The sequence below is a fragment of the Bradyrhizobium sp. MV1.5 genome (assembly GCF_055807615.1).
Map to the genome: position 1 here is coordinate 25,412 of NZ_JBVVPL010000007.1, position 14,198 is coordinate 39,609.

The 14,198-nt window shown below is 63.5% G+C and carries 12 protein-coding genes and 1 tRNA gene; 5 read left to right on the forward strand and 8 right to left on the reverse strand.

Annotated features, from left to right (window positions below):
* Positions 1–38: 38 nt before the first annotated feature.
* Positions 39–401: a DUF1428 domain-containing protein gene (locus AC0L2J_RS09030; RefSeq protein WP_007608994.1), complete on the reverse strand. Its 363-nt coding sequence runs from the start codon at positions 399–401 to the stop codon at positions 39–41.
* Between the two features lie 299 nt (positions 402–700).
* Between AC0L2J_RS09030 and AC0L2J_RS09035 the strand changes: the two genes are divergently transcribed.
* Positions 701–774 (forward strand) — tRNA-Gln (locus AC0L2J_RS09035).
* Positions 775–835: 61 nt separating this feature from the next.
* On the opposite strand, the gene rnz is transcribed toward AC0L2J_RS09035, so the two are convergent.
* Positions 836–1,738: a ribonuclease Z gene (rnz, locus tag AC0L2J_RS09040; protein ID WP_473388857.1), complete on the reverse strand. Its 903-nt coding sequence runs from the start codon at positions 1,736–1,738 to the stop codon at positions 836–838.
* 265 nt (positions 1,739–2,003) lie between these two features.
* Between rnz and AC0L2J_RS09045 the strand changes: the two genes are divergently transcribed.
* Positions 2,004–3,506: an amidase gene (locus AC0L2J_RS09045; protein ID WP_473388861.1), complete on the forward strand. Its 1,503-nt coding sequence runs from the start codon at positions 2,004–2,006 to the stop codon at positions 3,504–3,506.
* A gap of 24 nt (positions 3,507–3,530) precedes the next feature.
* Here AC0L2J_RS09045 and AC0L2J_RS09050 read toward each other — a convergent pair whose 3' ends face one another.
* Entirely contained in the window at positions 3,531–4,136 is a 606-nt protein-coding gene (locus AC0L2J_RS09050; protein ID WP_007608985.1) for a TetR/AcrR family transcriptional regulator, read from the reverse strand.
* 200 nt (positions 4,137–4,336) lie between these two features.
* On the opposite strand from AC0L2J_RS09050, the gene AC0L2J_RS09055 reads away from it, so the two are divergent.
* On the forward strand, positions 4,337–5,593 hold the full coding sequence (locus AC0L2J_RS09055) for an efflux RND transporter periplasmic adaptor subunit (protein ID WP_473388867.1): 1,257 nt from the start codon (positions 4,337–4,339) through the stop codon (positions 5,591–5,593).
* 150 nt (positions 5,594–5,743) lie between these two features.
* Entirely contained in the window at positions 5,744–8,932 is a 3,189-nt protein-coding gene (locus AC0L2J_RS09060; RefSeq protein ID WP_473388871.1) for an efflux RND transporter permease subunit, read from the forward strand.
* On the opposite strand, the gene AC0L2J_RS09065 is transcribed toward AC0L2J_RS09060, so the two are convergent.
* Positions 8,929–9,657 carry a sulfite exporter TauE/SafE family protein gene (locus AC0L2J_RS09065; RefSeq protein WP_473388875.1) on the reverse strand — a complete coding sequence of 243 codons (729 nt, stop codon included), beginning with the start codon at positions 9,655–9,657 and terminating at the stop codon, positions 8,929–8,931. The genes AC0L2J_RS09060 and AC0L2J_RS09065 overlap by 4 nt on opposite strands.
* 178 nt (positions 9,658–9,835) lie before the next feature.
* On the opposite strand from AC0L2J_RS09065, the gene AC0L2J_RS09070 reads away from it, so the two are divergent.
* Positions 9,836–10,090, forward strand: coding sequence for a hypothetical protein (locus AC0L2J_RS09070; protein ID WP_198287885.1), 255 nt, complete (start codon positions 9,836–9,838; stop codon positions 10,088–10,090).
* Between the two features lie 242 nt (positions 10,091–10,332).
* Here AC0L2J_RS09070 and AC0L2J_RS09075 read toward each other — a convergent pair whose 3' ends face one another.
* The 4 genes from AC0L2J_RS09075 to AC0L2J_RS09090 form a co-directional block, all read right to left on the reverse strand.
* Positions 10,333–11,451 carry a helix-turn-helix transcriptional regulator gene (locus AC0L2J_RS09075; protein ID WP_473388879.1) on the reverse strand — a complete coding sequence of 373 codons (1,119 nt, stop codon included), beginning with the start codon at positions 11,449–11,451 and terminating at the stop codon, positions 10,333–10,335.
* A gap of 112 nt (positions 11,452–11,563) precedes the next feature.
* The gene (locus AC0L2J_RS09080; protein ID WP_473388883.1) at positions 11,564–12,682 is read right to left on the reverse strand and encodes a helix-turn-helix transcriptional regulator; all 1,119 of its coding nucleotides are present in this window, start codon (positions 12,680–12,682) and stop codon (positions 11,564–11,566) included.
* A 148-nt stretch (positions 12,683–12,830) separates the two neighbouring features.
* On the reverse strand, positions 12,831–13,079 hold the full coding sequence (locus tag AC0L2J_RS09085) for a DUF6894 family protein (protein ID WP_007608973.1): 249 nt from the start codon (positions 13,077–13,079) through the stop codon (positions 12,831–12,833).
* Positions 13,080–13,155: 76 nt separating this feature from the next.
* Positions 13,156–14,127, reverse strand: a complete 972-nt coding sequence (locus tag AC0L2J_RS09090; protein ID WP_007608966.1) for a helix-turn-helix transcriptional regulator — start codon at positions 14,125–14,127, stop codon at positions 13,156–13,158.
* Positions 14,128–14,198 lie beyond the last annotated feature (71 nt).

A 14,198-nucleotide genomic window follows, 5' to 3' on the forward strand; every position in this document is an offset into this window, starting at 1 on the left:
CATGGACAAGCACCGATATGTGGGCCGGATCAGCGCCCTCACCCCACGGGGTCGCTCGCCCTCAGCAGCGTCGTGAAGCCGCCATAGATCATGCGCTTGCCGTCGAACGGCATGCTGTCCAACTTCAGGCGAGGGTCCGCCATCACCTTCTTGTTGACGGCGTCGCGAGTCTCCCGGTCGCGATAGACGATCCAGGAAAACACCACAATCTCGTTCTCCTTCGCCATCACGGCACGCGGAAACGAGGTGAACTCGCCATAGGGCACGTCGTCGCCGATGCACTCGACGTAATCGAGCGCACCGTACTCCATCCAGATCGCGCAGGCCGTTTTCGCCAGCGCCTTGTAGGCCTCGATGTTGTCCTTCGGCACGGCCAGCACAAAACCATCGACATAGGGCATCAGGGATCTCCTTGGATCGTGTGTCCGAAGGACGATGCGGTGCGTGACGATCCGACCATGAAACGTGATTTTCGGATGAGGCAAACGGTCGCGCGCCGCCGCGGCGCTCCGCCGGAGCCCACGATGCCACGGCCCGCACGTCCCATGTGGACCGCAAAACATCCCTGCGTCGCAGCGCTTGCCAGCCCACAGCCGAGCGGGTAGAAACCCTCCACGCCTGAGCCGTGATTTGCGCGATAAGTGCCATCGGCCGCAGCCGGACAAATCAACAAGTCCTTGAATTTGTTCGGCTATTCCGTTGGGGAATGGTGTAACGGTAGCACAACAGACTCTGACTCTGTTTGTCTAGGTTCGAATCCTAGTTCCCCAGCCACCGCAGGTTAAGCAGCCCACAATCAGACCGTCAGAGGTTGCGCTCTCTTTGAGCGGTGCCGCTAAATCACGATGCGATCGAAGTCGGCGGCGATCCGCGTGTTTGGAAAAACGCTTGTCGCTTCGGCCAGAATCTCTTCGTCGCGATAACGCCCGGACATGTGATTCAGCACGAGTTGCCCGACGTTGTTCGCGGCGGCAAATGAAGCCGCCTCGCGTGCGGTGAGGTGGCCATAGTCCCGTGCGGTCGCGGCGTCGCGCTCGAGGAAGGTCGCCTCGATCACCAGCAGATCGGCGTCGGCCACATGTTTGGACAGCCCGTCGGTGGTTTCGGTGTCGCCGATCAGCACGAGCTTCCTGCCGCCGCTCGGCGGCCCCATGACGTCTTCGGGATCAATCGTGCGGCCGGCGATCACGACTGGTCGTCCCGCGGCCAGTTCTCCGCGCATCGGCCCATCGGGAACACCGAACTCGGCGAGGCGCGCCTGCTCAAGATGGCGGCGTGCCGGACTCTGGAAGCAAAAACCAAAGCTGTCGGTGTCGCGGTGGCGAACCGGAAAGCAATCGATGGTGAAGTCACCGGCGTCGATAACCTGTCCTTCGGCCAGCGGTGCGAACTCCACAGGGATCGGCGCCCTGCCCGCGCCCCACAGCCCGGCAAGCATGCGGATGACGATGTCGAGGGTGCCCTGCCCTCCATGAACGGTCATCGCGTCGGATTGCTGGCGCAACCCCAGCGTCGAGAAGAGACCGGGGATGCCGAGCACGTGATCGAGATGGGCATGCGTCAGCAGGATGCGGTCAAGCCGCCGAAATCCCGTGCCGCTGCGGAGCAACTGGCGCTGCGTGCCCTCGCCGCAATCGATGAGGACGCGCTTGCCCCCTGCCTCCACGAGGAGAGCGGGATGGTTGCGCTCCGCCGACGGAACGCTAGCCGAAGTCCCAAGGAATGTCAGGGCGAACATGCTCGTCAGTATCCAGGCTTCACCGCCCCCAATGCCACGTGAGCAGCAGCGCGTACAGAGCCCATCGATCCCGCATAGACCGCGGCAGGAAGCGCGTATCCCGCGATCTGATGGCCAGGCGCCGCCTCCGGCCCCCGACCGGCGGACAGATCTGGTTCCCGTTGCGCGGCCTCCTCAGCCCATCCGCCAAATTGCATGCTCGATATTCGGATCGATTTGCAGCCGAACGACATCGACGCGGCGATGCAAGACAATGGAGATCGTGATGCCGCCCGGATTGACCGCCACTGACTGGGACTACGGCTCGATCAGCACATTGCTGAGCGCCCTGCACGCGCGCAAGCTTTCTGCGTCGGAGTTGATCGAGCATACGATCGCGCGCATCGAGGCGCTGGACGGGCGGATCAATGCCGTCATCGTTCGCGATTTCGATCGCGCACGAGACGCCGCGCGCGCCGCCGATACCGCGCTTGGCCGGGGCGAGCGCCTGCCGTTGCTCGGCATCCCCGTGACGTTGAAAGAACCGTTCAACGTCGCCGGCCTGCCGACGACATGGGGCTTTCCGCATTTCAAAGATTTCCAACCGGCGGTGGACGCCCTTGTCGTCTCGCGGTTGAAGGCGGCGGGTGCTGTCATCATCGGCAAGACCAATATCCCGATCGGCCTCAGAGATTTCCAGAGCTACAATGAGATCTACGGTACGACGAACAATCCGTGGGATCTCGGCCGATCGCCCGGCGGCTCTTCAGGCGGATCGGGCGCGGCGCTGGCTGCGGGATTCGGACCGCTCTCGATCGGCTCGGATATCGGCGGTTCGATCCGGGTGCCCGCGCATTTCTGCGGTGTATTCGGACACAAGCCGACCCTCGGCCTGGTGCCGCTGCGCGGATACAGCCTGCCGCCGGCGCCGCCCGTTGCCGGCCAGGGTGATCTCGCCGTCGTTGGACCGATGACGCGCACTGCCTCGGATCTCGCGCTGGCCCTCGACGTGATCGCCGGCCCCGACGAGACGCGCGACGGGATCGGCTATCGTCTTGCGCTGCCCGCCCCGCGACACGACCAGCTCAGGGATTTCAGGATTCTCGTGATCGATACGCATCCGTTGATGCCGACGGGCGATCCCGTCCGTTCCGCCATCGGGCGGTTGTCCGAACGGCTCGAACGATCAGGCGCACGGGTCGCGCGCTCGAGTGCGTCGCTGCCCGACCTCGCCGAATCCGCGCGGCTCTACATGAAGCTGTTGAACGCGGCGCGAAGTCCGCGCCTGACACCGGCCGCCCTCGCAGAGGCGCAAGGAGTTGCCGCGGCACTCTCGCCCGACGACCGCAGCCTGCAGGCCGAGCGCGCGCGCGGCTGGGCGATGGTTCATCGTGAATGGCTGGCGACCGATGCGGCGCGCTTGCGGCTGCAGCAACGATGGCAGGAGCTGTTCCGCGATTTCGACGCAGTGATCTACCCCGCCGCCGCCGTGCCGGCCTTTCCACAGGACCAGTCCGAGCCGTTCGACGCGCGGCAACTGGATATCGACGGACAGCTCTATCCCTATGCCGATGCGTGCTTCATCTGGGCAGATCCCGCTTCGACCTGCGGACTGCCTGCAACGGCCGTTCCGATCGAGCGCACACCATCGGGCCTGCCGATCGGCGTCCAGATCATCGGGCCTTATCTCGAGGACCGCACCACGATTGCCCTCGCCGGACTGATCGAACGCGAGTTCGGCGGCTTCGTCCCGCCGCCGTCGTTGGCTGCCACGCAACCCGTCAAATGATCGGGGCGAAGACGCCAACGGTCGTCATGTTCTTTCAGTCGACTGCGCCTCGACCGCCTGCACGGCGACACTCGCGACCTGCTGCAATGCCTCGCGGTCGGTGCCCGAGGACGCCATCACGCCCATGCCGACCGAGACGGCCGAGACGTAGCGCGCGAGTGCCGCGGGATCCGAGGTCGGCTTGAGATCGCCTTCGGCCTTGGCGCGAACAAAACGATCGCGAAGCTGGTCCTCGTTCTGGGCGCGACGGGCGGCGAGCTCGAAGGGGACGCTCTCTGATCCGGTGCCGCATGCAATGCCGCCCTGCACGAGCAGGCAACCGGGCGGGTTGGCGGGATCGGTCTGCTTGTCGGCGATGCCCATCAACATCCGCTCGGCGACTTCGCGGGCGGTGGGTGCCGCGACCACCTCGTCCATCCAGACATTGCGCAGTTTTGTATAGCGGTCGAGCGCGGCCTTCAGCAGCCCTTCCTTGTTGCCGAAACAGGCATAGAGGCTGGGCGGGTTGATCCCCATGGCTTCGGTCAACTGAGCGATCGTGGCACCCTCATAGCCATGACGCCAAAACACTTCCATCGCCTGGTCCAACGCCGTTTCGGCGTCGAATTCGCGGGGGCGTCCCATGCCCATGTGCCTGTTCTCCTCGAAATCGGCGTCGTCGCTGATCTAACGCCTGATCCTATCTATTTGTTCTCGCTTTATTTTCTCTTCCGCTTGCCAACTCTTGCGGTAAGGGGCTACAATTTTCTTAGTGAATGGTACATAAGTATCTTGCGCTGCGGTATCCAGCTCCACATCTGTAGTGAACACTACATATCTGGAGCGCGCAAATGCATCCCTCCCAAAACACTGCCCAAAATGCTCGCCGCACCGGCCGTTTCCGCCGCCTCCTCGGCGGCGTGGCCATCGTGGGCGCCCTCGCCGCGGCCGGTTCGATTGCGACCGGCCATTACTTTCGTGCCGCCCAGGCGACCGCGACGGCCGCCGCGGCCGAGCAAGCCGTCCCTGTCACGATCGCGCTGATCGAAGCAAAGCAGACCGTGCTGTGGGACGACTTCTCCGGCCGGCTCGAGGCCATCAACCGCGTCGAGCTTCGCCCGCGCGTCGCGGGTGCGATCCTTGCGACCAACTTCACCGAAGGCGCGCTGGTGAAGGCAGGCGACATCCTGTTCAAGATCGATCCGGCACCCTACGCGGCCGAGGTCGACAAGGCCGCGGCCCAGCTCGAAGCTGCGAAAGCGCGCGTCGTGTTCACGCAGAATGAACTCGAGCGCGGCGCGCAACTGGTCGGCAACGCCGTCGTGACGCGGCGCGACTATGACCAGCGCGACAACGCCAACCGCGAGGCCATCGCCAACGTGAAGGCGGCCGAGGCGACGCTCCAGACCGCAAAGCTCAATCTCGATTACACCGAGGTGCGTGCGCCCGTGGACGGCCGCGTCGGCAAGATCGAAATCACCGTCGGCAATCTCGTCGCCGCCGGCACCGCCTCTCCGGTGCTGACTTCGCTAGTCTCGGTCAACCCGATCTATGCGTCATTCGATGCGGATGAAGAGCTGGTGGTGCGGGCGTTGAACTCGATTTCCGAGGTCTCCGGCAAGCGCGGCAATCTCGACCAGATCCCGGTCGCGATGGCGACCTCCGGCGGCCTCGCGGCGAAGGGCCACATCCAGCTCATCGACAACCAGGTCAACGGCCAGAGCGGCACCATCCGTGTCCGCGCGGTGTTCGACAACGAGGACGGGCGCCTCATCCCCGGCCAGTTCGCCCGCGTGCGCATGGGCCAGCCCAAGCAGCAATCGCTCGTGATGATCGATGAGCGCGCGATCGGCACCGACCAGGACAAGAAGTTCGTGATGGCGGTCGGCGACGACAGCCGTGCGGTCTATCGGCCGATCACGCTCGGCGGCGCGGTCGATGGCTTGCGCATCGTCACCGCGGGCCTGAAGTCCGGCGACCGTATCGTGGTCAACGGCCTGCAGCGCGTGCGTCCCGGCGCCCTCCTCAAGACCGAGGTCGCGGCGATGGGCGCGCGTGGGCCGCAGCAGGCCTCCAACCACAGCAACCAGGACGTGGTGCAACGCTAGCATTCTCCGCTTCCGGAGCGCGCGGGCAGCGCGAACCGGAATGTCGAATTCGTTGAACTACCAGGACATCACTTCTGGATTTCCGGGTTTGCGGGCTTGGCCCGCGCCCGGGAATGACGGGAGAGCTGTCTCTCGCGCAGGGGCAAAGCCATGAATCTCTCGAAGTTCTTCATTGATCGTCCGATTTTTGCCGGTGTGCTGTCGGTCCTGATCTTTCTCGCGGGCCTGATCTCGCTGTTCGCGATGCCGATCTCGGAATATCCCGACGTCGTGCCGCCCTCCGTCCTCGTGCGCGCGACCTATCCCGGCGCCAATCCCAAGGTGATCGCCGAGACGGTGGCGACTCCCATCGAGGAGCAGATCAACGGCGTCGAAGGCATGCTCTACATGTCGAGCCAGGCCACCACCGACGGCGCGATGACGCTGACGGTGACGTTCCGCCTCGGCACCGACCCCGACAAGGCGACGCAGCTGGTGCAGAACCGCGTGCAGCAGGCCGAGCCGCGCCTGCCGGCCGTGGTGCGCCAGCTCGGCATCATCACCAAGAAGTCGTCGCCCGACCTCACCATGGTCGTGCATCTCTTGTCGCCCAACGGCCGCTACGACATGACGTATTTGCGCAATTACGCCGTGCTCAACGTCAAGGACCGCCTTGCACGGATCGACGGCGTCGGCGACGTCCAGCTCTATGGCGCTGGCGACTATTCGATGCGGGTCTGGGTCGATCCGCAGAAGGCCGCCGAACACGGACTGACTGCGAGCGACATCGTCAAGGCGATCCAGGCGCAGAACGTCGAGGCCGCTGCCGGCGTAGTCGGCTCCTCCCCGAACATCAAGGGCATCGACCTGCAACTGTCCGTCAATGCCGAAGGGCGGCTCGCGAATGAAGAGCAATTCGGCGACATCGTGGTCAAGACCGGTACGCGTGGCGAAGTCGTGCGCTTGCGCGACGTCGCCCGCATCGAGCTCGGCGCGTCCGAATACGGCCTGCGCTCGCTGCTCGACAACAAGCAGGCAGTGGCGATCCCGATCTTTCAGGCGCCCGGCTCCAACGCGCTGGAGATCTCCGATCACGTCCGTGCCACCATGGCCGAGATCAAGAAGAACATGCCGGAAGGCGTGTCCTACCAAATCGTCTACGACCCGACCCAATTCGTCCGTTCGTCGATCGAGGCGGTGATCCACACGCTGCTGGAGGCGATCGCGCTGGTGGTGCTGGTGGTGATCCTGTTCCTGCAGACCTGGCGCGCCTCGATCATTCCGCTGCTGGCCGTGCCCGTGTCGATCGTTGGCACCTTCGCCGTGATGCACGTATTCGGCTTCTCCATCAACGCACTCAGCCTGTTCGGCCTCGTGCTTGCGATCGGCATCGTCGTCGACGACGCCATCGTCGTGGTCGAGAACGTCGAACGCAACATCGAGGGAGGGCTGTCGCCGCGCGACGCCACCTACCAGGCGATGCGCGAAGTGTCGGGGCCGATCATCGCGATTGCGATGGTGCTGATCGCGGTGTTCGTGCCGCTCGCCTTCATCTCCGGCCTCACCGGGCAATTCTACAAGCAGTTCGCTCTGACGATCGCGATCTCGACGGTGATTTCCGCCGTCAACTCGCTGACGCTGTCGCCGGCACTGTCGGCCTTGCTGCTCAAGGGACACAACGAGCCGAAGGACCGGCTGACGACCATCATGGAAAAGGGCCTCGGCTGGTTCTTCCGCGGCTTCAACAAGGTGTTCACACGCTCGTCGGAGAATTACAGCGGAACCGTCACCAAGGTGATCTCGGGCAAGGCCGCAGTGATGGGGCTCTATGTGGTGTTGGTCGGCGTGACCGCGCTCCTGTTCCAGCAGGTGCCGAGCGGCTTCGTGCCGGGCCAGGACAAGCAATATCTGGTCGGCTTCTCGCGGCTGCCCGACGGTGCATCGCTCGATCGCACTGAAGAGGTGATCCGCAAGATGAGCGACATCGCGCTGACCCAGCCCGGTGTGGAGAGTTCCGTCGCCTTTCCGGGCCTGTCGATCGCCGGCTTCACCAACTCCTCCAATGCCGGCATCGTGTTCTCCACGCTCAAGCCGTTCGACGAGCGCAAGGATCCTTCGCTCAGCGGCCCCGCGCTCGCGGCTGAGCTGAACAAGAAATATGCCGGCATCCAGGAAGCCTTCATCGCCATGTTCCCGCCGCCGCCGGTCAACGGCCTCGGCACCATCGGCGGCTTCAAGCTGCAGATCGAGGACCGTGCCGGTCTCGGCTATGAGGCGCTGAACGAGGCGACCAAGGCGTTCATGGCGGCGATGCAGAAGGCGCCGGAGATCGCCGGCGTGTTCTCGAGCTTCCAGGTCAACGTGCCCCAGCTGTTCGCCGACATCGACCGCACCAAGGCGCTCCAATTGGGCGTGCCCGTGACCGAGGTGTTCAATACGCTGCAGATTTACCTGGGCTCCTACTACGTCAACGACTTCAACAAGTTTGGCCGCACCTATTCGGTCCGGGTGCAGGCCGACGCGCCGTTCCGCGCGCGCGCCGACGACATCCGGCAGTTGAAGGTGCGCTCGTCCTCGGGCGATATGATGCCGCTCTCGGCGCTGTTGAGCGTTCGCCAGAGCGCCGGACCCGAGCGCGCGATCCGTTACAACGGCTTCCTGTCCTCCGATATCAACGCGGCGGCTGCTCCCGGCTTCTCCTCCGGACAGGCGCAGGAGGTCGCGACGCGGATCGCGGCGGAGACGCTGCCGCCCGGCTTTGCCTTCGAATGGACCGACCTGACCTATCAGGAGTTCATCGCCGGCAATTCCGGACTGTGGGTGTTCCCGCTGGCGATCCTCCTGGTCTTCCTGGTACTGGCTGCGCTCTATGAGAGCCTGACCCTGCCGCTCTCGATCATCATGATCGTGCCGATGGGTCTGCTGGCTGCGATGTTCGGCGTCTGGATCTCCAAGGGCGACAACAACGTCTTCACCCAGATCGGTTTGATCGTGCTGGTGGGACTCTCGGCCAAGAACGCGATCCTGATCGTCGAATTCGCGCGCGAGCTCGAATTCGCAGGCCGCACGCCGATCCGGGCCGCGATCGAGGCGAGCCGGCTGCGGCTGCGTCCAATCCTGATGACGTCGATGGCGTTCATCATGGGCGTCTTGCCGCTGGTGCTGTCTACCGGCGCAGGTTCGGAGATGCGGCGCGCCATGGGCGTCGCCGTGTTCTCCGGCATGATCGGCGTCACCGTATTCGGTCTGTTCCTGACGCCGGTGTTCTATGTGCTGCTGCGGACCGTCACCGGCATGAAGCCGCTGACGCATCACGGCAGCGACACCAGCGCGGCGCCGGTGCAAACCGTGGGGCATTAGATCAGGGAAATTCCCGACAGCAACAACAGAACGAGCACGGTCTTGCGAAAGACCGTCTCGTTGACCTTGTGGAACGCGATCACGCCGAGCGCGGAGCCTGCGAACAGCGCCGGCAGGCTCACCGCGACATCGACGAAGACTTTTGACGACAGATCCTGATGTCCGACCAGCAGCGCGATCGCGAACAGCTGCATCGCGGCGATAAACGGCTGCACCAAGCCACGCTGTTCGCTCTTGGGCATACCGCGCATGTCGCACCAGATCGTCGGAATCGCGCCGGGCATCGCAGTCAACCCGCCGACCAGTCCTCCCCCGAACCCGATCAACGCGACCCAGTGCCGCCCGACCGCCTCGCCGGCCGTCACCAGCGTCGGCCGCAGCAGCATGTAGGCCGCATAGAGCGCAACGATGATGCCGAAGCCGCGCCGGAGCAGATGCGTATCCGTGTTCTGGAGCAGCGACACCGCAATGGGAACGCCGATCAAGCCACCGACGATCAGCAGCAGACTGCCTTCCCAGCGAATATTGCGCCGAAGCGCCCACAGATTGGTGGCCTGCACGCCGATGCTGCACGCCATCATCAGCGGCACGGCTTCGAGCGGCTGAAACACCCGGAGCAGGATGGCGCCCGCCACCGCGGAAAAGGCAAAGCCCGAGAGCCCGGAGACGAAGGCGCCGGCGAACACGGCAACGCTGAGCAGCATCAGAGTCGTGACATCAGGCACAATCCGCCCTCCGGGTCAGTCGTACGGAATTTGCGAGACAGGGACCCCGGCGCTCTCCGTGCAGACGGCCGGCTCAAGTGGAGCCGACGGATGCATCGCGTAAGCGTGAGATCGCTCCAGCATCGCGAGGCCGACCAGTTGGAGAGCAACGAGCGCCGCGGTCAGCGCGATCGCGACGATGCTGACGTCACGCACGTTCGAATTTGGGGTGGCCGGCCGTGCGCTCGCGCGGATCAACTCCGTTGGCATTTTCAAAAGTATCCTCTTCACGGGAGACGTGCATAATTTCATTCAGACACGGCGCTTCGTGCGGCTGGTCCAGCAGGTGGCGATAGCGCCGCAACACGCGCTGCGCGTCGATTTCCCGCTGCGCGCGGAGTATCGCGCCTATGCGGGCGACGATATCGCGGAACCTGCCTGTCAGAACTGGTGACCCCGTTCGCATGACAATCTCCTCTCAACCTGTTCGAGAGATTGACGGGATCCACTTCCGCCTGCAGTGAGTTGCTTCACACGAATTCCTGACCCGTCGAACAACAGACCGTGTGATGTTCAGTAGAATAGAGCGCAGAACATCGCGTCATTCGATCGAACGACGCGCGATAACTTTCTAATGATGCTTCTGATTGAACCTATTGCGAGCTGCAGCGACTCGCCTGCGTTTTTGAACGCATCTCAGTGCACGAGCGGATTGGAGAATCCAGCAGCGAGCTTGACGAGATCGGCCTGACGAGAAACGCCGGTCTTTGCGAACACGCGATGCAGATGCGTCTTCACCGTCGTCTCCGCGATGCCGAGCGCAACCGCCGTCTCCGGCACGCCGCCGACATCGACGATCGACTGCAAGACCCTCAGTTCCGCAGGCGTGAGTTGGAAGGTGTGGTCAATGAGACCGGCACTCGAGCGGCCGTCGAGTTCCGCCTTCCAAATGAACAAGGCTCCGATGGCCGAACTTCGCTCGGCCACACCCTCGCGCAGCAATGACGGCAGCGCGATCACGTGCGCGACATAGTAAGAACCGTCATGCGACATCAGCGGAATTTTCCGTCCCGAAGATGCCGCCGACGCGACCTCGCTTGTGTCACGGAAAATATCGCGCAGGGCCGAATTTGCAGCGGAGGATCTTGCCACCAGCCGGCCCGAGACAGACCGCAGGACATCGTCGACGGCCAGGATCGTGTCCGCAGCCGGATTCCTGTGGACGATATGACAGGTCGAATCGAGCAGGATGACACCGGCATTCAGTCGGTCCACGACGTCGGCGAGCGCGATCGCCCGCTGCTGCTTCCGCTCGATCGCCCGGTTGATCAAGAGCGCCCGGCTCGCATGCGGAGCCAGGAACTGCATCCGCGCCCGCTGCTCGGCGTCGAGCATCTCCCTGCCGGGGATCACGGTCATCAGCATCGGACACGGCGACTTCGACTGCTCCAGCACCACATTGGCGACGTCGACGCAGCCCTGGGGGCGCAGCCATTCCTGGTAGAAGCGGCCGCGGCGATATTCGTCGAAATCCACGAGATCGGGGATGTTCCGCACCTCGCCATAGCGCGGAAGCCGAGCGAGCGGGTCGTACCGGGCGTAGGTCTCCGCATAGAGCTGAATGTAGTGCGGATCAACCCCGCAATAATAATGCGTCGCGCCTGATTTGCTGACCGGGTCCTTCGAAATCAGACCACAGGCCTGGCTGCCGATGAAAGCATTGAGCTTGACAACGACCTCGCTCCACAACTCCGGCTGGAGACCCGCGTCATAGATAGTCTCGATCAACTCGGACGGTTTTGGAGGTCGGGGCATCGGAAGAGCCAATGGTGACACATGGAGATGGCGACATGTTCTTCATGCCCGGCGGCTCCTGTGAGTCTGGCGATGGAGCGAAAGGTTCAATCCTGAGGGCCCAATTGGCAGCCTAGTTGATCAGCGGATTGGAGAATCCTGCCGCGAGCTTGACGAGATCGGCCTGACGCGAAACGCCCGTCTTGGCGAACACGCGATGCAGATGCGTCTTCGCCGTCGTTTCTGCGATACCGAGCGCGACCGCCGTCTCCGGGACGCCGCCAACCTCGACGATCGACAGGAACACGCGCAGCTCGGCCGGTGTAAGGTCGAAGGTCCGCGCGATCAATTCGCCGTAGGACTGTCCGCCGATCGATACTTTGCGCAGGAGCAGCGCACCGACGGCATCGACCACCCGCTTGCTACCGTCCCGGAGGACGGACGACAGCGGCAGGATGTGCGCGACGTAGCGCTCGCCCGAGGGCGAAAGCAGCGAAAACGCCTGCCCCTTTGCGGCAAGCAGGGCAATTTCATTGCGGGTCGCGAACGCTTCCCGCAGCGTCTGATTGGCCTCCGCACTGCTGGTCACCAATTGCCCGGCAACGGACCGAACCAGATCGTCGGCCGCAAGCAAGACGTGCCCTGCGGAATTCGCGTGCACCACCCGGCAGAATCCATCGAGCAGGAAGATGCCGCAGGCCAGATTGTCCAGGACCTCCGCCAACGCCGTCGCCAACGTCAGTTGCGAGGTCATGGCGCGGTTGATCAGCAACGCACGGCTGGCGTGCGGGACGATCAGCGAGAGGCGGTGCTTCATCACCGGATCCACCATCCGGCGGCCCGACAGCACCGTCATCATCACGGGGCAGCTCGCATTCGAATTGTCGAGCACGACGTTGGCCGCATCGCTGCAACCCTGCGGCCGCATCCATTCCTGGTAAAAGCGTCCGCGCCGATATTCATCGAAATTGACGAGATCCGGAATGCTGACGATTTGGCCGTGCGGCGGCAGGACGGTCAGCGGATCGAACTTCGAATGCGTCTCGGAATAGAGCTGGATATAGTGCGGGTCCGCCCCGCAATAATAGTGCGTGACGCCGAATTTGCTGATGGAATCCTTGGAAAACAGTCCGCAGGCCTGGCCGCCGACGAAGTCGCGGATGCCGGTGACGACGTTGTGCCACAGCGAAGGATCGAGTCCGGCATCGTAGATGGCCTCGACGAGGTCGGGCAGCTTCCGCGGTCCGTGCATGGCTATAAATGGCCTGGGTGATCAATATCACCAAGCATACCACAACCTCAGCATGCGGCATCCTCCGATCGGAGGACGCCGGCCGGGCAACGAACGGATATCCGTTCGGGTGCTACTGATGCAGAGTCGCGATACCGCACCGGGACGCTCACATCTCGTCCCAGCCGACCTTCTCCACATTCTCCGACCAGACCGCGGCGCGATAGATCTCGCGCCCGTCGGTGTCTCTGACCCGGATGCAGGCATCGCGGCCGCGCAAATCGTCGCGCCAGACGAACAGGTGGCTTGCCATCTCGTTGGCCACCACGAATGTCGCTTCGGGGCATTCGAACACCATGCCACCCGGATCGATCTTCACGATATTGCCGAGCATAAGATCAAAGAAAAAACGGCGCATGCAACACTCCAACTGCGGGCGGCGCACGCCCGTGCCGTCTCCAATCGGCATTTGACTGAAATTCAATCGCGCACGGTCACGGCATGTCACCGCTCCTGACGTCACTCGGAGTGGCGCCATAGGTTCGCCGGAAGCAGCGGTTGAAATAGGAGAGATCGCCGAAGCCGACATCGTAGGCGATCGAGCTGACCGTCCGCTCAGCGTATCCGGGTTCGCGCAACATGCGATGCGCACGCTTGACGCGCTGTTCGATCAGGAAGGACGAGAACGTCTTGCCGTCGGCCTCGAACAGGCGCTGGAGATAGCGCGGCGTCACGCCGAGCTCCTGGGCGACCGTGGCCACCGACAGGTCCTGCCGCCAGCAATTGTTGGCGATGGAGACTTTCGCCTTCTGCAGCCGTGCCGCCTTGACGCCGCGGCGCCCGGCCAGCTCCCGCGGCTCGTTGGTGGCACCGAGGACCATTGCCAGAAGATCGTGCAGATGCCCGACCCCGAGCTGGCGCAAATTTGGCATCGCGAACGCCTTCTCCCGCACCAGCGTCACCGCGTAATCGACCAGCAATCGAAGTCCCGTCGAGCTCTCCGGCATGACACGCATCACGGCGTCATCGACGTCCACGATCATCGGCGCCAGCACGCGTCTCGGCACACGGAGCGAGAAACAGCTACCCAGCGACAATCGCTCGAACGTCGTGACGTCCTCCGCGCTGGTGAGGACCGCCTCTCCCGCACGAAGGCTCAGATCGTGTCCCCGCTCGGATATCCCAAGCACGCCAGATCGATTCACGATCAGGGCCAGGCTGTCGTCCCCATCGGCAACCAGATGCTTGGTGCGAACGACGCGCGCTCCGCACAATCCTCCGATCAGCAATTGGGCTTCCGGCAAGACGTGGGACGTGAAGCTCGCCGCGAACGGCTTTCCTTCCCTCACCTCGACCTCCGCCTTCAACACCCCGCGGCAATAGAAATCGCGAAGCAGCGGGATACGCTCGTTTTCGGGAATTTCGTTCGTTGAAACGTTAATAACTGAAAAATCAAACTGGCTCACTGCAATCCTCCAACCGACGAGCAGGTCCGGCCACGCGCTGTCGTTTCCTCACACTCGCGTTCGATTCCGTC